General features: G+C 61.3%; 17 protein-coding genes and 1 pseudogene. 14 read left to right on the top strand and 4 right to left on the bottom strand.

Going from position 1 to position 17,874, the window contains the following annotated elements:
- Positions 1–51: 51 nt before the first annotated feature.
- Positions 52–1,629, bottom strand: a complete 1,578-nt coding sequence (locus HF682_RS11455) for an amino acid permease (RefSeq protein ID WP_205882037.1) — start codon at positions 1,627–1,629, stop codon at positions 52–54.
- 460 nt (positions 1,630–2,089) lie between these two features.
- Between HF682_RS11455 and HF682_RS11450 the strand changes: the two genes are divergently transcribed.
- The 7 genes from HF682_RS11450 (at position 2,090) to HF682_RS11420 (ending at position 10,313) form a co-directional block, all read left to right on the top strand.
- Entirely contained in the window at positions 2,090–3,472 is a 1,383-nt protein-coding gene (locus HF682_RS11450) for a glutamine synthetase family protein (RefSeq protein ID WP_168877420.1), read from the top strand.
- Between the two features lie 81 nt (positions 3,473–3,553).
- Positions 3,554–4,942 (top strand): aldehyde dehydrogenase family protein, encoded by a 1,389-nt coding sequence (locus HF682_RS11445; RefSeq protein ID WP_168877419.1) that lies wholly within the window; start codon positions 3,554–3,556, stop codon positions 4,940–4,942.
- A gap of 48 nt (positions 4,943–4,990) precedes the next feature.
- Positions 4,991–6,163, top strand: coding sequence for an iron-containing alcohol dehydrogenase (locus HF682_RS11440; RefSeq protein ID WP_168877418.1), 1,173 nt, complete (start codon positions 4,991–4,993; stop codon positions 6,161–6,163).
- A 78-nt stretch (positions 6,164–6,241) separates the two neighbouring features.
- A complete protein-coding gene (locus HF682_RS11435) occupies positions 6,242–7,696 on the top strand; it encodes a M81 family metallopeptidase (RefSeq protein WP_168877417.1) in 1,455 nt (484 codons plus the stop codon).
- A 110-nt stretch (positions 7,697–7,806) separates the two neighbouring features.
- On the top strand, positions 7,807–8,796 hold the full coding sequence (locus HF682_RS11430; protein ID WP_168877416.1) for an ABC transporter substrate-binding protein: 990 nt from the start codon (positions 7,807–7,809) through the stop codon (positions 8,794–8,796).
- Between the two features lie 113 nt (positions 8,797–8,909).
- Complete coding sequence (locus tag HF682_RS11425) at positions 8,910–9,257, top strand: DUF3579 domain-containing protein (protein WP_168877415.1); 348 nt, start codon at positions 8,910–8,912, stop codon at positions 9,255–9,257.
- Between the two features lie 156 nt (positions 9,258–9,413).
- Entirely contained in the window at positions 9,414–10,313 is a 900-nt protein-coding gene (locus HF682_RS11420; protein ID WP_168877414.1) for a pirin family protein, read from the top strand.
- 62 nt (positions 10,314–10,375) lie between these two features.
- On the opposite strand, the gene HF682_RS11415 is transcribed toward HF682_RS11420, so the two are convergent.
- The gene (locus tag HF682_RS11415) at positions 10,376–10,687 is read right to left on the bottom strand and encodes a cupin domain-containing protein (protein ID WP_168877413.1); all 312 of its coding nucleotides are present in this window, start codon (positions 10,685–10,687) and stop codon (positions 10,376–10,378) included.
- 89 nt (positions 10,688–10,776) lie between these two features.
- Here HF682_RS11415 and HF682_RS11410 point away from each other — a divergent pair, with 89 nt between their 5' ends.
- The 7 genes and pseudogenes from HF682_RS11410 to HF682_RS11385 all read left to right on the top strand — a co-directional run bounded on the left by HF682_RS11410 (position 10,777) and on the right by HF682_RS11385 (position 15,750).
- Complete coding sequence (locus tag HF682_RS11410) at positions 10,777–11,625, top strand: substrate-binding periplasmic protein (protein WP_168877412.1); 849 nt, start codon at positions 10,777–10,779, stop codon at positions 11,623–11,625.
- A gap of 100 nt (positions 11,626–11,725) precedes the next feature.
- Entirely contained in the window at positions 11,726–12,640 is a 915-nt protein-coding gene (locus tag HF682_RS11405) for a glutathione S-transferase family protein (protein WP_168877411.1), read from the top strand.
- Between the two features lie 25 nt (positions 12,641–12,665).
- Positions 12,666–13,697: an NADPH-dependent curcumin/dihydrocurcumin reductase gene (gene curA, locus HF682_RS11400; RefSeq protein WP_168877410.1), complete on the top strand. Its 1,032-nt coding sequence runs from the start codon at positions 12,666–12,668 to the stop codon at positions 13,695–13,697.
- A 65-nt stretch (positions 13,698–13,762) separates the two neighbouring features.
- Complete coding sequence (locus tag HF682_RS11395) at positions 13,763–14,224, top strand: DUF5680 domain-containing protein (RefSeq protein ID WP_205882036.1); 462 nt, start codon at positions 13,763–13,765, stop codon at positions 14,222–14,224.
- A gap of 137 nt (positions 14,225–14,361) precedes the next feature.
- Positions 14,362–14,562 (top strand): annotated as a pseudogene (locus tag HF682_RS18150) (DUF8589 domain-containing protein); the annotation flags it as partial.
- Positions 14,563–14,583: 21 nt separating this feature from the next.
- On the top strand, positions 14,584–15,108 hold the full coding sequence (locus HF682_RS11390; protein ID WP_505712047.1) for a DUF2310 family Zn-ribbon-containing protein: 525 nt from the start codon (positions 14,584–14,586) through the stop codon (positions 15,106–15,108).
- A 120-nt stretch (positions 15,109–15,228) separates the two neighbouring features.
- Positions 15,229–15,750 (top strand): YceI family protein, encoded by a 522-nt coding sequence (locus HF682_RS11385; protein WP_205882035.1) that lies wholly within the window; start codon positions 15,229–15,231, stop codon positions 15,748–15,750.
- A gap of 42 nt (positions 15,751–15,792) precedes the next feature.
- On the opposite strand, the gene HF682_RS11380 is transcribed toward HF682_RS11385, so the two are convergent.
- Together HF682_RS11380 and HF682_RS11375 are read right to left on the bottom strand one after the other, a co-directional pair.
- Positions 15,793–16,416: a LysE family translocator gene (locus tag HF682_RS11380; protein WP_168877408.1), complete on the bottom strand. Its 624-nt coding sequence runs from the start codon at positions 16,414–16,416 to the stop codon at positions 15,793–15,795.
- Between the two features lie 87 nt (positions 16,417–16,503).
- Positions 16,504–17,859, bottom strand: coding sequence for an MFS transporter (locus tag HF682_RS11375; RefSeq protein ID WP_168877407.1), 1,356 nt, complete (start codon positions 17,857–17,859; stop codon positions 16,504–16,506).
- Positions 17,860–17,874: the final 15 nt, after the last annotated feature.

The following is a 17,874-nucleotide window of genomic DNA, read 5'->3' as shown; positions in this document are numbered from 1 at the left end:
ACAACGCCCTGCAGGGCAGGGCGTTGTGGCATGAGTGCGACAGGGGCGTACTCAGGCGGTTTCGTCGAAGCTCTCTTCGATGCGGTGAATGGCATCCGCACGCTTGGCGGCAGTATCACCGATCGGCGGGCCCTTGAAGCGGTTACGCTCACCCAGCGCCCACCAGAACACCAGCATCACGGCGCACAGGCCCAGGGTCAGATACAACACCTTGTCGTTCGGCGGCTGTACGCCGACAAACACCAGGGTTGCGCCACCCAAAGTAGCCAGTACCGCGATCGGCTTGGACCAGCTGCCCAGGTTGAACGGGCCTTTGGTGGTCCAGGTTTTGCCTTCAGCAAAAATGCCTGCCGCAACCGGCATTACGTAGGAGATGTACAGGAACACGGCGCAGCCGGTGGACAGTACCACGAAGGCATCGCCATACAGGGTAGCCACAAACGCCAGCGCTGCGCTGACCCAGATGGCGGTCACCGGAGTGCGATAGTGGTGGTGTACCTGCTTCAGGGTATGCGACGCTGGCAGGCCGCCATCACGGGCAAAAGCGTACATCATGCGCGAGGTGGAGGTCAGGCAGGCCAGGCCGCAGATGTAGTTGACCACGAACAGGCCAATGCCCAGCGCCACCTTGAGGCCGTGCGGCACGGTATCCAGCAGCGAGCTGAGGAAGCCTGCACCTTGTGCCACACCCTTCGGAATGTCCGGCATCACCAGCACAAACGAGCAGATCATGATGTAACCGAACAGCGCTGACCACATCACCGAGCGCAAAATACCCTTAGGCACGTTTGCCGAGGCGTTATGGGTTTCTTCGGACGTATGAGCTGAGGCATCGAAGCCGGTAATGGTATAGATGGTCAGCAGCAGGCCGGAGAGGAACACCATGCCACTGTTGGCATTCTGCGGCCACCAGCTACCCTCAGTGCCAGACAGATTGGTGAAGGTGAACAGGCGCGAGAAGTCCAGCGGCGTCTTGGAGAAGGCCAGCAGCGACACGGTCAGCACCAGTGCCACTACAAAGATCAGGTAACCGGACAGGTCGGTGAGCTTGGTGGTGATCTTGATGCCCATGTGATTGAGCAGCGCCTGGCTGGCGGTCACCGCAGCAATGAAGCCGGTCTGGAACAGATTGATCTTCCAGCTGCCCAATTGCAGCACGTGCCCGGTCAGGGTTTCACTGCTGATGCCGAGAAGTGGGGCAATGAAGGTGGTGAAGAAGGGGTCATAGACACCGAAATTCACCGAGGCCACCACAAAAATCAGGCCCAGCAGGTTGAACCAGGCCGTCGCCCAGCCATAACCCTTGCCGCCCAGGATGGAGCCCCAGTGATACAGGCCACCGGAGGTGGGGTAGGAGGAGGAAATTTGCGCCATGGCGGCCGCCACCACCAGCGCAAACAGCGCGCCGACCGGCCAGCCGATACCAATAGAGGCACCGCCTCCGGCACTCAGGCCCCCCTGGAAGGCGGTAATGCCACCGGCCAGGATACAGATGATGGAAAAGGAAATGGCGAAGTTGGAAAAACCACTCATGGTGCGTGCCAGTTCTTGCGCATACCCCATGCTGTGAAGCAGCTTGACGTCGTCGTCGGCTGCGGCTGCAGCACCTGACTTGTGTTCTGTACTCATGGTCATCCTCTTGTTGCTGTTGCTTGACGTGGGCAGATGGGTCTCTTGGTGATCCTTTACTGCGGGAACGCTGCAGGGCTTGCCGCCTGCTTGGCGCTCCGGTGCAACTCGCGGGCTGATGTCTCCCTGATTTCTCCCTTGCTGCAAATGTTGAGTCTTTTGATGGCAACGGATACCGGCACGCGGCCGATTTCGCAGGGCAAGTGTGCAAGGGGTACCAACGGCTGACAATGAACATTAATTGCGTTAATGCCCGACATAAGAGTCGGCGATGATGCTGCTGAGCAACATGAATAGCCAGCCATGCTGTCGGGATTAGGGCGGCTAATGACCTCAATTAGAGGGCACGATACTTGTTGGCGGCCCATTCTTGCGCTGACTAACATGCCCTCCAACAGCCCGAACAAGGGGCGACCCCCACACCAATCAAAACCGGTGGATGCCAAAGGAAGAGTGAGCAATGCAAGCACGTGAAGTCAAAACCGCAGAAGATGCAATCCGGCTGATCGAAGCGCGTGGCCTGACCCACGTCAAGGTGGGCCTGTCGGATATCGACGGCATCATGCGCGGCAAATACCTGGCCAAGGACAAATTCATTTCTGCCCTCAAGTCCGGCTTTGGGTTCTGTAATGTGGTGTTGGGCTGGGATTTGAACGACCAGCTGTACGACAACGTCCAGTACACCGGCTGGCACACCGCCTACCCGGATGCCATGGTACGCATCCTGCCGGAAACCTGCCGCGAGCTGCCGCTGGAGCAGGTCAACGGCCAGAACATGCTGTTCTTCCTGTGCGAGTTTGTGGAAGAAGCGGCTACAGTGTGCCCGCGTAACCTGCTGCAGCGGGTGCTCAAGCGCGCTGAAGACATGGGCTATGACGCCTACTCCGCGCTGGAGTACGAATTCTTCATGTTCAAGGAAACCCCGGAGTCGGTGCGGGCCAAGAATTACCAGAACCTGACGCCGTGGACCCCGGGCTACTTTGGTTATTCCGTCCTGCGCAGCACCGTGGAAAGCGATTTCTATCACCAGCTGCTCAAGCTGAGTGAAGACATGGACATGTCGATTGAAGGGCTGCATACCGAAACCGGCCCGGGCGTGCTGGAAGCGGCCATCGGCGTGGATGAAGCCGGTGCGGCCGCCGACAAGGCCTTCCTGTTCAAGACCTTCTGCAAGGTACTGGCGCAGCGCAACGACCTGATGGCCACCTTCATGGCCAAATGGTCGCACAACTACCCGGGGCAGAGCGGTCACATCCACCTCTCGCTGCGCGATCGCAACAGTGGCAAGTCGGCCTTCTACGATCCGAGCCAGCAGTACGGCATGAGCAAGACCCAGCGCCACTTCATGGCAGGCGTGCAGCGTTACCTGCCGGAGTTCATGTCCATGTTCGCGGCCACCGTCAACAGCTACTCCCGCCTGGTACCGGGCTACTGGGCCCCGCTGGATTCCACCTGGTCGCTCGACAACCGTACCACCGCTTTGCGGCTGATTCCGGGTTCCGACAAGTCGCAGCGCATGGAAGTGCGGATCGGCTCGGCGGACGCCAACCCGTATATCGCGTTGTCTGCCGCACTGGGCGCGGGGCTGTACGGTATTGAACAACAACTGGAACCGGAACCGATGGTGGTGGGCAATGCCTATACCCAACAGTTCCCCGATCACCTCAAGCTGCCAAATACCCTGTGGGAAGCCGCGCAACGCTTCAAGGGCAGTGAAGCCGCCCGCGTGCTGTTCGGTGATGCGTTTGTGGACCACTTTGCCGCTACCCGCGAATGGGAAGAGCGCGAGTTCCGCCGCCACGTGACCGACTGGGAACTGCAGCGTTATTTTGAAATCATCTGAGCATCGCCACCCAGCCGGGTGGCCAGACTCAGCAGACCGGCAGCACGGTGTTGCCGGTCCGTTTTGTTGATCGAGGAAAGCATGACGACAGAATTCACCACCATCAATCCGGCGGACGGCAGTGTGGCCGTTCAGCGTGCCTATGCCACCGCCGCCCAGTTGCACAGTGCGCTGCAGCGTGCGGTGCAAGCCCAGGCAGCCTGGAAACAGGCCTCTGTGGCAGATCGCGCCAGCAAGGTCGGCAAGGGCGTGGATGCCTTTGTGGCCCGCAAGGATGAGATTGCCGCCGAGTTGACCCGGCAGATGGGCCGCCCGATCCGCTATACCCCGGGCGAGGTGGCCGGATTCGAGGCCCGTGCCCGCCACATGATCTCAATCGCCGATTCCGCGCTGCAGGATGTCAAGCCTGCTGCCATCGACGGGTTTAACCGCTTCATCCGCCGCGAGCCGGTCGGGGTGGTGCTGGTGATTGCGCCCTGGAACTATCCGCTGCTGACCGCAGTGAATGCCATCGTCCCGGCACTGATGGCCGGTAACGCGGTGATCCTCAAGCATTCGGCGCAGACGCCGCTGGCGGCTGAGCGCATTGTTGAAGCCTTTGCCAACGTGGGGCTGCCGGATGGCTTGCTGCAATTCGTGCATACCGATCACGCCGGTACGCAAAGCCTGATCAAGGCCAAGGAGGTCAATGCCGTCTGCTTTACCGGCTCGGTGGCCGGGGGCGAGGCGGTGGAGCAGGCGGCTGCCGGTCGCTTCATTCACGTCGGTCTGGAGCTGGGTGGAAATGACCCGGCCTATGTGCGGGCGGATGCCAATCTGGATCACGCCGTAGAAACCCTGGTAGACGGTGCTTTCTTCAATTCCGGGCAAAGCTGCTGCGGCATTCAGCGCATCTATGTCCACCAGTCGCTGTTCCAGCAGTTTGTCGACAAGGCGGTCGCCCTGACCCGCACCTATGTGCTGGGCGACCCAATGGACCCAAACACCACGCTGGGTCCGGTGGTGCGTGTATCTGCAGCCAATGCCGTTCGTGCGGTGACGGCAGATGCGCTGGCCAAGGGGGCCAAGGCGCTGATTGACCCGCGTGAATTCCCGAAAGATCAGGAAGGTACGGCGTTTGTCGCGCCGCAAGTGTTCGTCAATGTCGACCACACCATGCAGCTGATGAACGACGAGTGCTTTGGCCCGGTGGTGGGCATCATGGCCGTCAGCACGGATGACGAAGCCGTGCATCTGATGAACGACAGCCCCTACGGCCTGACGGCGTCCATCTTCACCCAGGACGAAGCCACCGCGCTGGCACTGGGCGACCGGCTGGAGACCGGCACGGTGTTCATGAACCGTTGTGACTATCTGGACCCGGCGCTGGCCTGGACCGGGGTGAAGAACACCGGTCGTGGCGCGACGCTCTCCGCGGTGGGCTATGAGCACCTGACCCGGCCGAAGTCCTTCCACCTGAAAGCCCTGTAATGATCCCGCGCACGGCTGCGGCCGTGCGCCTAGCTGGAGTTGAACACGATGACTGACATGAACGCTTACCGCGCTAACTGGAACTACCCGACCGCCGTCAAGGTGGGGGCCGGGCGCATTGCCGAGCTGGCCGACTGGTGCAAGTCGCTGGGCATGAAGAACCCCTTGCTGATTACCGACCCGGGCTTGGCCAGTTTGCCGATGATTGCCCGCTCGGTGGACATCTGCAAGCAAGGTGGCTTGGGCTGTGCGGTGTTCAGCGGCGTGAAGGGTAACCCGACCGGCCAGAACGTGATGGACGGTGTGGCGGCGTACAAGGCGGGTCAGCACGATGGCGTGATCGCCTTCGGTGGCGGCTCGGCACTGGATGCCGCCAAGGCAGTGGCGCTGATGGTGGGGCAGGACCGTCCGCTGTGGGATTTTGAGGACGTGGGTGACAACTACCTGCGCGTCAACGTGGCAGGCATGGCGCCAGTGGTGGCGGTGCCGACCACGGCGGGTACCGGCTCGGAAGTGGGCCGCGCTTCGGTGATTACCGACGATGCCGCCCACATCAAGCGCATCATTTTCCACGCCCGCATGCTGCCCGCAGTGGTGATTCTGGACCCGGAGCTGAGTACCGGTCTGCCTGCCAAGCTGACGGCGGCCACCGGCATGGATGCCCTGAGCCACAGCCTGGAAGCCTATTGCTCACCGTTCTATCACCCGATGGCCGCCGGGATCGCCATTGAAAGCATGCGTCTGGTGAAGGATTACCTGCCGCGCGCGGTCAAGGATGGCAACGATCTGGAAGCCCGCATGCAGATGCTGGTGGCCAGCAGCATGGGAGCGACGGCGTTCCAGCGCGGGCTGGGTGGCATGCACGCGCTGGCACATCCGCTGGGTGCGCTATACGACGCGCACCACGGCATGCTGAACGCCATCCTGATGCCGTATGTGCTGAAAGCTAACCAGTCGGTGATCGAAGAGCGCATCACCGCGCTGGCCCGCTATCTGGACCTGCCGAACCCTTCGTTTACCGCCTTCCTCGACTGGGTGCTGCGCCTGCGCGAGGAGCTGGGTATTCCGCACACGCTGGCGGCCTTGGGCATTGGCGAAGACCGCCTGGCCCAAGTGGGTGAAATGGCAGTGGTGGATGGCTCGAGTGGTACCAACCCGATTGCTTTCACCGCTGCGGAATATAGCGAAATTGCACGCCGCGCCGTCGTCGGCATGTTGTAAGACGGTGCCCCGGTGGTCCAGCACCGGGGCCTTGCTGTTTGATGATTTTGGATTCGCCACAGGCGAAGGAGTAAAGGCATGGCACGTATCGGGGTGGCCGGGCTGCAGCATGAGACCAATACTTTTGCAGCGAGTCGCGCCCGTTTCCGCAATTTTGTCGAGGCCGATGCCTGGCCAGGCTTGCTGTGCGGGGAAGAGATGCTTCCGGCGCTGCGCGGGGTCAATCTGCCCGCGTCCGGCATGATTGCGGCGGCACAGGCGGTAGGGCATCAGGTGGTGCCGCTCAGCTGGGCCAGCGCCAATCCATGCGGGCCGGTGACGGACGATGCCTTCGAGGCCTTGTGGTGGATTTTCGAGCGTCAGTTGCGTGCCGCAGGCCCGCTGGACGCCTTGCTGCTGGAGCTGCACGGCGCGATGGTGACCGAGTCGCAGTTCTCGGGGGATGAAGGTTGGCTGGCACGGGTGCGTGAGGTGGTCGGGCCGGAGCTGCCCATTGTGGTGGTGCTGGATTTCCACGCCAACATCACCCCGCGCATGACCGAGCTGGCTGACCTGATTCTGGTCTACCGGACCTATCCCCATGTGGACATGGCGGAGTGCGGCGAACGCGCGGTGAGTCTGTTGCCTGCGCTATTGGCGGGGCGTCGCTACGCCCATGCGTTCCGGCAACTGCCTTACCTGATTCCGATGCCGTGGCAGAGCACGCTGGCCGAGCCGATGGCCAGTCTGATGCGCGAGGCAGAAGCCTTGAGCGACCGTGTCAGCTACGCCTCACTGGCTGCCGGTTTCCCGCTGGCTGATGTGCCGGACAGCGCGCCCTCGGTGTTGGTGTACGCCGAGACGCAAGCGGCTGCCGATGCGGGCGCCGCGCAGTTGTATGACGCCTTGCAGCGTGCACGCGGACAGTTTGCCGGGCGCTTGTGGCAAGCGAATGAGGCGGTGGCGTATGCCATGAAGCAGGTGGGCACGCAGCCCATCATTCTGGCCGATACGCAGGATAATCCGGGCGGCGGAGGCGACAGCGATACCGCAGACCTGATCCATGCCTTGCTGGCAGCGGATGCGCAGGGGGCCTGCCTGGGTCTACTGTGCGATCCACAGGCGGCAGCGGCGGCGCATGCCGCAGGGGTGGGGGCGGTACTGAATATCGCCATTGGCGCGGCCGCATCTGCCGGGGGCGCAGCACCGGGCCCATGGCAGGTGGAGCAGCTCGGCAATGGTCAGTTTACGGGTACCGGGCCGTTTTATGCAGGGTGCCATATGGACTTGGGGCCCATGGCCCGCCTGCGGTGCAACGGCGTAACGGTACTGGTCAGCAGCCGCAAGCAGCAGGCTGCTGATCAGGCGATGTTCCGCCATTTGGGGGTGGAGCCTGCCCGACAGGCCATTCTGGTATTGAAGAGCTCGGTGCATTTCCGCGCGGATTTTGCCGAGCTGGCGCAAGAGATTCTGGTGGTGGCAGCCTCAGGCAGTAACGTGGCCGACCTGCACCAGCTGCAGTATCGCCATTGCCAGCGCCCGGCTGCAGGATAGCAGCTCGCCGTTCCGCAAGGTGGACGGACGACATCATGCTGATGGTGGCTTTTTGGCCGGCCTGCCTCACAAGGGATGGGCTGGCATGGTCCTTTGTCAGAGGGGAAGTCATGAAAGCGTTGCGTCTGTTGTTGCTGTGCGGTATGTCCTTGTGCATGACGGCGGTGTTGGCCCGGCCTATCCGGGTCGGCATGATTCACTGGATTGCGTTCTCACCGCTGAATGTGGCGGAAAGCAAGGGGTTCTGGAAAGAACAGGGGCTGGAGGTTCAGGTCACCAACTTTCCGGACAATCAGTCACTGAATGCGGCGCTGCAAAGCAAGAAGATTGATATTGCGCTCGACATGATCGGCAGCTGGGTTGGCCTGCACCAGCAAGGGGTGCCGATTGTCATCCTCGGTGAAACCGACTGGTCACACGGTGGTGACAAAATCATTGGGCGGAACGGGGTGGATGTCAAAGCCCTGAAAGGCAAAACCATCGGCATTTACCTCAACCAGCCGTCGGTGACTTATTTTCTCAATCAGTACCTGAAGCAAAACGGTCTGCGTCTCGCGGATGTGAAGGCGGTGGAGGCCACGCCGGAGAAGATGACGGACGAATTCATCCAGGGGCGCTTCCCGCTGATCGTCAATTATGACCCGCAGGCCTTGCGCGCGCGTCGGCAGGGTAATGGGGTCGAGGTGGCCAACAGCAGCAACTGGCCGGGTGTGATTCCAGAAGGGTTTGTGGGTAATGCGGAAACGCTGAAAGAGATCCCGGCAGATGATCTGCGCCGATTCTTCGTGGGCTGGGTGCACGCGGTGCGCTGGGTGAAAAACGATGCGGCTTGGGCGGAGTATCAAAAGATCCTCAACGGCATGACTTTTGCAGGTGAAAAACCCTATACCGCGTTTGACCTGATCGGCATGCTGAACTCGGTGCGGATTCACAATGGAAATGAGCTGCTGCGGCGTAACCGCCCGGAAGGCGGGTTGATCGGCTATTTGCGGGACCTGAAGCAATTCCTGCAGGACAACCAGCAGTTGAAGCGCCCCTTTGAGCCTGAACAGCTGGTGGATACGTCAGCGCTGCTGGCCGCACTCAAGACTGCACAGTGAGGTGGGGGTCGGCAAAAATACTTACACAGACTGTAAGCATTGGGGAGGTTCCGGAGAATAGGCTATAATAGCGGTCACAACGCTCAAGTCAAATATCCAGATCAAGTTTGCCCATGTTTTGTAATCCGTATGAAATCATCATTCAGGGTGTGACCAGTAACGGTCGCCCGTTCCGCCCCAGCGACTGGGCGGAGCGGCTGTCCGGCATCCTGTCCACCTTTGGGTGGGACCAGAAAATGTCCTACTCACCCTATGTCCGTCCAATGAACCTGGACGATATCCGTTGCGTGGCGGTAGACCGTCAACTCGAAGCCATCAACCCCCGTGTATTCGCTTTCATCATGGCCTTTGCCAAGGACAATGATCTGAAAGTGATGGATTGCCGCGCCTTGATTCATGAGTATGAAGAAAGTGGCCGTCCGTTGCCGGAAGGGGAAGCTTCCCCCCCACAAGCGGCTTAAGCCGGCCTTGTAAAACAGCCCGCAATGCGGGCTGTTTTTTTTGTGCTTGGTTTGATTGTCCTGCATATGGAACGGTGCATGTCGATCGTGCTGGCTGGTGCGACAACAGCGGGGCGATTACACTGGGTCCATCTCAACTTGATACGGAGTCAGAATATGAAACAAGTCAGCAGTCAGCATGGCATGCTGTCCCAGCACTGGGTTGGTGATGGCTTCCCGGTTCGCACCTTGTTGCTGCCCAACACTGCAGACGGGGTGCTCAATCCCTTCCTGATGCTGGACTATGCGGGGCCGACCTACTTCCCGCCCGCCACGCAGCCACGCGGTGTCGGTGAGCACCCGCACCGTGGATTTGAAACCGTAACCCTGGTGTATCAGGGTGAGGTGTCGCACCGAGACTCTTCCGGCGGTGGCGGAACCATTGGTCCGGGCGATGTGCAGTGGATGACGGCTGCGTCCGGCGTGGTGCACGATGAGTTTCACAGTGAAGCCTTCACCCGCCAGGGTGGCATGATGGAGATGGTGCAACTGTGGGTGAATCTGCCCGCAGCTCAGAAGATGCGCCAACCCGGTTACCAGACGTTGCTGGACGCCCAATTCCCACGTGTGACCTTGCCGGGTGGGCAGGGTGAGGTGCGGGTGATAGCCGGGGAATGGTCCGACGCCCATGGTGTGCTGACCGGGCCCGCGCATCACTATAGCGAGCTGAATCTGTGGGACGCACGCCTTCAGGCGGGGGCAGATCTGCTGGCACCCGTGCCGGACGGACAAGCGCTGGCCGTGGTAGTGCTGGAAGGGGAGGTGACGGTTGCCGATGTGACCGTGCAAGGCCCACAAGTGGTGGTTTTGTCTGCCGCTGGTGCCGGGGTACGCTTGCAGGCGCGCAGTGCAAGCAAGGTGGTGCTGCTGGCTGGGGTGACCTTGCAGGAGCCCATCGCCAGCCATGGACCGTTTGTGATGAATACTCAACAAGAGATCCGGCAGGCCATCATGGATTACCAGCAAGGTAAATTTGGTCAGTTACCCATAGCGGAGTATGCATCCAGCGCAGGGTAAGCATGATGACCTAATGCAGGACCATGCGGGTGGTTGATCAATTCAGCCACCCGCGCGTGCGCTTACTCACTGCCCGCCTGCTCAATCACCAGAATGCGGGCTTCGCCTTGCGGGTGGGCGACATGCTCACAGCCCACCCCAGCATGGAAAATGTCCCCAGTCTGCAGCATGAGTTGACGGACCTCACCCTCTTCTCGATAGTGCATGCAGACCACCCCATCCAACACGGCAAACACCTCTTCCCCCTCATTCACATGCCAGTGATAGGGCTGGTCAGTCCAGTGCAGGCGGACACTGATACCGTTTAACTGTGCAATATCCAGCGCCCCCCAGGCACGGCTGGCGGTGAAGTCACGGCTACGGTAGTGCGGCATGGCTAGGCTCCGTGATGAAGAAATAAACGGAGTATGCGCGGACAGCGTGCATGCAGCCAGCCCGATTCCGGTCAAAAAGCGGACCCATCATGCCGATACTGGCAGCAGGCTGGCCTATACTCAAAGCAACATTCACCAAGGAGTTTGCGATGGCCTTTCCGCAAACAATCAATACTTTGCTCAAACCGCTGCTCAGCATCATGGTGTGTCTTGGCATACTTGGCCTGTGGCCAGCCCGTGCTACGGCAGAAGAGATCGTCCGGATGGCCATAGGTGATTGGCCACCCTATACATCGGAGAGCAATGCACAAGCCAAGCTGGTCGAGAAAATTGTGGGTGAGGCGTTTCGTCTGGAAGGGGTGAAGGTCGTCAACGAATACTTCCCGTGGAAGCGCAGCTACGTGTATGTACAAACTGGACAGTATGATGCCACCTATCCTTGGAACCGGACGCCGGAACGCGAGGCGGAATTTATTATTAACAAGATTCCACTGGTCAAGGATGAGGGGGTCTTCTTCCACCTCAAGACCACGCCGTTTGACTGGCGCGACTGGACTGATCTTAAGCACTATCGGCTTGGCGTGACCCTCGGTTACAAGCAGGAGATCGAGTACAAGGAAAAAGGCCTGCAAACTGAAGTATCCCCGACGGCAGAGATCAATTTCAAGCGCTTGCTGGCAGGCAGGATCGATGCCTATCAGACCTCCAAGGTTGTCGGCTATGGCATCATCCGCGAGCTGTTCAGTCCCGAAGAGCAGAAGCGGTTTACCCATCACCCTAAAGCAGTGGAAACCAATGTCTATTACGTGATGTTCTCCCGGAAAACACCGAATGGCGAGCAAATGGCCGCCAAGCTGGACCGGGGCTTGAAGAAGTTGAAAGACAGCGGAGCCTATGTCCGGATTGTGGCGGAGTATCTGGGGAGTGGCGCGGATTGAGTGCTGGCTTGGGCTGCTTAGCCCAGGGTGTCTCAAGTTACTGGACAGCAGGTTAGTTATTTATTAATATAGCTCACTATATTATAGCGAGTTTATTTGAATGCCTGACCTGATCCTGCACCACTACGACGCCTCGCCATACTCCGAGAAAATCCGCCTGCTGTTGGGCTACAAGCAGCTCACCTGGCATTCGGTGCAGATGCCGCCGGTGTTGCCCAAGCCGGATCTGATGAAGCTGACCCACGGCTACCGTCGCGCGCCGGTGTTGCAGATCGGGGCTGATCTGTTCTGCGACTCCAGCCTGATTGCGCAAGAGCTGGAACAGCGCTTCCCCACACCCGCACTGGCCAGCGGTGCGCCCGCAGCGCAAGCTGCCTTGCTCTCGCAGCTGGTGGATGTGACCCTGTTCTGGCAAGGAATACATCTGCTCATGGGCAAGCGAGCAGCACAAATCCCGCAAGCCCTGCTGGATGATCGTATTCGCATGCACCCGCAGATGGATCTTGATCGTGATCATCTGGCGGCCAATGTGCCGCACCTGTCGTCACAGCTCACGCCAGTACTGTCCATGCTGGACCAGGCCCTGTCCGCCTCGCCCTGGCTGGGCGGGGATCTGCCTGCGATTGGGGATTTCGGGGTCTACCAGCTGTGCTGGTTCCTGCACAAAGCCGGCTGGCTGGACGAGCTGCTACCCGCAGCTCGCCACCTGCCAGACTGGATGGCGCGCATGGCCGCTTGGGGGCAAGGACAACGCAGTGAGCTGACCGCCGATGCCGCGCTGGCCATAGCCCTGGCGGCGACTCCGCAAGCGCTGCCGACAGGAGGTGACGAGGGTGAGCTGCGCATTGGCAATATGGTCAGCGTGATGCCGGAGCATTACCCGCAGGAGGCGGTGCAGGGCCAGCTGCGCTATCTGGACACGCAACGCGTCACCCTGCAACTGGAGCATACCGATACCGGCATCCTGCACATCCATTTCCCACGGCTGGGCTACCAGATTCAGTCCCAAGCCTGATTGACCTCACAATGAAGGACGCATCATGACGCAATCCACCCACCACAATCGTCAGATCTTGCTGAACCGTCGCCCGGTGGGCGCGCCGACGCTGGAAGACTTCCGGCTGGAACAGCAAGCCATTCCGCAACCGGCGGAAGGTCAGGTACTGCTGCGTACCCTGTGGCTGTCGCTCGACCCCTATATGCGGGGCCGTATGAGCGACCGTCCCTCCTATGCCGCGCCGGTGCCCTTGGGCGGGGTGATGGTGGGCGGTACGGTGGCACAGGTGGTCAGCTCGCGCCACCCCGGTTTTGCTGCTGGTGAGCTGGTGCTGTCGATGAGTGGCTGGCAGGACTACGCGCTGTCTGACGGTACCGGCCTGAACAAGCTCACCGGGCTGGCTCAACCCTCGCAAGCGCTCAATGTGCTCGGCATGCCCGGCTTCACCGCCTATATGGGCCTGCTGGACATTGGTCAGCCCAAGGCGGGGGAAACCGTGGTGGTGGCGGCGGCCAGCGGTGCGGTCGGTTCGCTGGTCGGGCAGATCGCCAAGCTGCAGGGCTGCCGGGTGGTGGGGATTGCCGGTGGCGAAACCAAATGTCGTTACGTGGAGGAGGAGCTGGGCTTTGATGCCTGCATCGACCACCGCGCGGCCGATTTTCCGGCACAACTGGCCATGGCCTGCCCGGCCGGCATCGACGTCTATTTCGAGAACGTCGGCGGTGCGGTGTTTGATGCCGTGATGCCACTGCTCAATACCGGCGCACGTATTCCGCTGTGCGGCCTGATCGCCAACTACAACGCCACCAAGTTGCCGGACGGTCCGGATCGCCTCGGTGTACTGGCCGGTACTCTGCTGACCAAGCGCATCCGTATGCAAGGCTTCATCATTTTTGATGACTACGGCCACCGCTACGGCGAATTCTTTGCTCAGATGAGCCGCTGGCTGCAAGAGGGCAAGATCAAGTCTCGCGAGGACGTGGTCGACGGGCTGGAGCAAGCCCCGCAAGCCTTGATCGGCCTGCTGGAAGGCAAGAACTTCGGCAAACTGGTGGTGAAAGTGGCGGAAGCCTGAGCCGGGTTTGACGGTATAGCCGCAGTTTGGAATACTCACCCGCTTTACCGGCGGAGTGAGTATTCATGGATATGCAAGCCCTGCATGCTTTTCTGCGGCGCGCCAAACTGGCCACTTACGCGGGCCAGGGTGACGACGCCAGTGTTGCGCCGCTGCTGCCGGATTCCCGTCAGCTGGAATATACCGAGGGTGACTGGCTGTACCGGGACATCTATGTCGGCCTCACCCGGTTCAGCGGGCAAGAAGTGGTGTATTTTCAAGGCACCGCCGTGTGGTCCATGGCCTACTCCGGGGGCGTCAGTGAGCAGGTGGAAGACTGGCGTGGGGTGTACGCGGTTTTGCGTGAAGCCCTCAACGCCAGCCCGGACCAATTACCCCTGCGGGGCCCCAGCCACTACATGCGGGATGGCTGGTCATACCGCTGCACCTTGCAAGGCAGCTTGCAGGATTTTTATGGCGACGAACTGTTAACCCAGGATAGGCAGCCGGTCTACAGCCTGCGCCTGTGTGGTGGTGTGGTGCGCTGAATGCACAGGTAGGGCCATTCTCCTGACCCGGTTGTTCCCTTCTATTGACGCGCACCGATGGGCGCAGTACATGTGTGGTATTGGTGCGCCCTCCGAGGTGATCCAGACATGTATGTACAGCGGCTTCAGTTCAGTTTACCGCCGAATCCGAGGCTGGGAAATCCAGCTTGTACCATCAGGTCATGGCTGTGCTGGCGGCGCTGTACCGTCATGGCCAGATTTGTGGGCAAGACTGGCCCGTGCATTGGGAGGGTTTGCACCTGATGGCGCAGGTGCAGACGCTGGAGGTGGATGCGCTGGATGCCGTGTACCACAGCGCCGAGGTGCGCCGAGCATTGGCGGCGCTGCCTCCGCAAGGTATGGCGGTGCAGTACCTCGGAGAGGGGGCTTCGGAAGCGATGGCCTGTTCCTGTGTGCACAGTTCGAGCTTTGCCCTGTACACTCACTTCTTGCATCTGGGCTCACCCGTACGTTGCCTGGACTGTGGCGGACAGGTTCCGCTTTATCGCTTGCTACCAGGGGCTTTGCACAGTCAGGTGCTGCTGTCGTGGCAATCCGATTACCGCGCCTGCGACAGCCTGCAGATGGGGTGCGAGCTGCTGGAGGCGGAAACGACCTACCAGCTTGCAGCGCTGGATAGTGCGCTCACCCGGCGCGGCCGAGCATTGTGTGATGCCCTGACCCAGCAAACCGGACGGCCGTTTTACTACTATCTGTACTGTCATGAGGGGTCAGACCTCGAAAGCGAATCCCGCCGACCCTGCCCATCCTGCGGGCAAGCATGGCCGCGCCAACGGCCCCGGATTGCGCCATTCGACTTTCAATGCGACCCTTGCCGCCTGCTGTCCAATATCGCATTTGAGGTCGGGTGGATGGGGCAGTGACCCGCCCTCCTGCAGTTGACGCTCCCGCCACAAACCGGCACCCTGCGGACTGAGAGGTATCCACGGAGCAGTTTGATGAAGGCGTTTGCTTTAGGAATGCTGTTGTGCACGGGGGCGGCGATGGCAGCGCCGGTCAGCTATACGCTGGACCCGACCCATACCTTCCCCAGCTTTGAAGCGGATCACATGGGGATCTCCACCTGGCGTGGCAAGTTCAACCAGAGCAAGGGCAAGGCAATGCTGGACAAGGCTGCGGGTACCGGCTCGGTGGAGGTGTCCATTGACTTGGCCAGTGTGGATTTTGGTAATGAGCTGCTGAACCGTTGGGCCCGGACCGATGCGCTGTTTGATGTGACCCGCCATCAGTACGCCATCTACCGGGGAGAACTGGCCGGTTTTCAGAAGGGCGTACCGACCCGGCTGGATGGCGAGCTGACGCTGGGGGGTACCACTCGCCCGGTCAACCTCAAGCTGTTGTCTTTCAAGTGTGTGCCGCATCCCATGTTCAAGCGGGAAGTATGCGGCGCAGACGCGCTGGGCAGCTTTGAGCGCGATCAGTTTGGTCTGACCGCGGGCAAGGAATATGGCTTTGACATGACGGTGGTGCTGCGCATTCAGGTGGAAGGGCTGGCCGACCAATAAGGCGCAGCCACGGCATGGCCCAGCCGGTTATGCCATCCGCCCTTACTGCCGGGAGAGCAGCAGCTTGATGCCCAGCAGCGCCAGTACCGCACCGGCTACGCGGTCGATGCCGGTTTTGGCGCGCAGGTATTGCTGACGGGGGGCTTCCGAGGAGAGCAGCAGCGCCACCAGGGTGTACCAGCCGCCCTCCAGCAGGAATACCGCAGGCGGCAGCATCAGCAGCAAGCCGGGCTCCGGGTGTGCGGGCAGCATGGCGGCGAAAATCACGCCGTACTGCACGGCGGCCTTGGGGTTGCTTAGCATGGTGGCTGCGGCTTGCCAGAAGGTGCGGGTCAGGGCCTGTGCGGGCAGGCCATCACCCTGCACCTGCAGCGGTGTTGCCGCACCGCGCCACACCTGCCAGGCCAGATACAGCAGGTAGATTCCCCCCGTGACCTTCAGCACGGTATACAGCACCGGTACGCTTTGCAGCAGGGCATGCAGGCCAAGCAGGGCGATCAGTGCCATGACGGTGGCGCCGCAAGCCATGCCGAGCGCCGCAATCAGCCCGGCACGGCGTGACTGCGCCACCGAGGTGCGGGCCACCAGCAAAAAGCTGGGGCCGGGACTGATGACGCCGACCAGCAGGGCGGCCAAGATGCCAAGCAAAATGGTCAGGCTGTGCATGGTACAAATCCTGTGCAGGGGGGGCGACCGGTATGGCGCCATGATTCAATCGGGTAGCCATACCTTAGGGTTGGTGCGTGGCCATTGTCAATGGTCGCACACGGGGGCCAACTGCCCATATTGGCGAGGCAGGTGTGTACCCAGCACGGCACTGAAGAGCAGGAGCACCAGCAAGGGCAGCAGGGCCGACGCCAACGCAGGCAGCGCCGGGGTGGTCAGCCAGGGTTGCAGGGCTACCAGGGCATGCAGGCCGATTGCTGCGCCTACGTTCCGCGCCAGCTGGATGGCTGCAGTGTGACGGGCAACATGCTCCGGGCGGGCACTGCTCTGGGCCAGCACCACGCTGGCCGCTGCCACCAGTCCCATGCCGCAGCCAATCATCGCTTCTGCCAGCACCCAGCCCATCCAGTGAGCGCTGGCGGGCCAGCCTGCTTGCCAGCCGATACCCAGCAGCAACAGCAGGTTACCGAGCAACAGCGGGCGGCGATAGCCCCAGTCGGCAATGCGCTTGCCGCAGCGAGCGGAGGCCAGCACCATGCCTGCGGCACCCGCCAGTACCAGCAAACCAATACGGTTGCCCGCTTGCGGGCCGCTGAAGGCGGGCAGTAGTGGCACCAGCGTGATCGAGGCATACAGCGCCACTTGTAGCAGGCTGGTGCGCAGATTGGGGTTGTGCAGGAAGGCCTGTGGCAGCGGGCTGCTCTCCGGCTGTTGGCGTACACGCCAGATCAACAAGGCAAGCCCGGCTGCACCCAGCATGCCCTCCAGTTGCAACAGCCATGAGGCGACCGGGTGCGTCATGGCACTCAGCAGCAGCATGCAGGCACCGATCAGCAGGCCGAAGCCCACCTGTGCGGCGGGATCAAGGCGTACGCCACGGCGGGCGGCTTGCGCCAGCGCCGGGTGTTGTAACGCCAGCAAGCACAGCAGGCCGAGCGGCAGGTTCAGCGCAAACGCCAGCCGCCAGCTGGTGTACTGGCTGATCAGCCAGCCTGCCAATGGCCCCAGCATGGCGGCTGCACCCCAGACCATGCTGATGCGGGTTTGTGCGAGGCCACGCTGCGCCGGATGCAACTGTGCCAGCGCGGCATAGCTCAGCACGATCAGCATGCCCGCGCCCAAGCCTTGCAGGGCGCGCGCCACGATCAGCCACAGCATGCTGTGCGTCAGCGTGCCGAGCAGCGACCCTGCAAGGAAGAGCAGCAAGGCCAGGTTCAGTGGCAAGCGTGCGCCGCACCGGTCGGCCAGCGCACCGGCCAGCGGGCCGGTCAGTGCCATGCAGGCCATGAAACCGGACACCAGCCAGGCATAAAGTTCCGGCTGGCCCAGCTGCTGCCGGATCACCGGCAGCAGGGTGCCCACGATGGTGGTATCCATGGCTGCCAGAAACAGGCAAAGCAGCAGGGCAGGCTCCAGGCGACGGGGTGGTGCAGAGGGTGACATGGGATGCTCCAACAG

Source organism: Leeia aquatica (assembly GCF_012641365.1).
Lineage (GTDB): Bacteria > Pseudomonadota > Gammaproteobacteria > Burkholderiales > Leeiaceae > Leeia > Leeia aquatica.
This window is presented reverse-complemented; position numbering and strand designations above follow the sequence as displayed.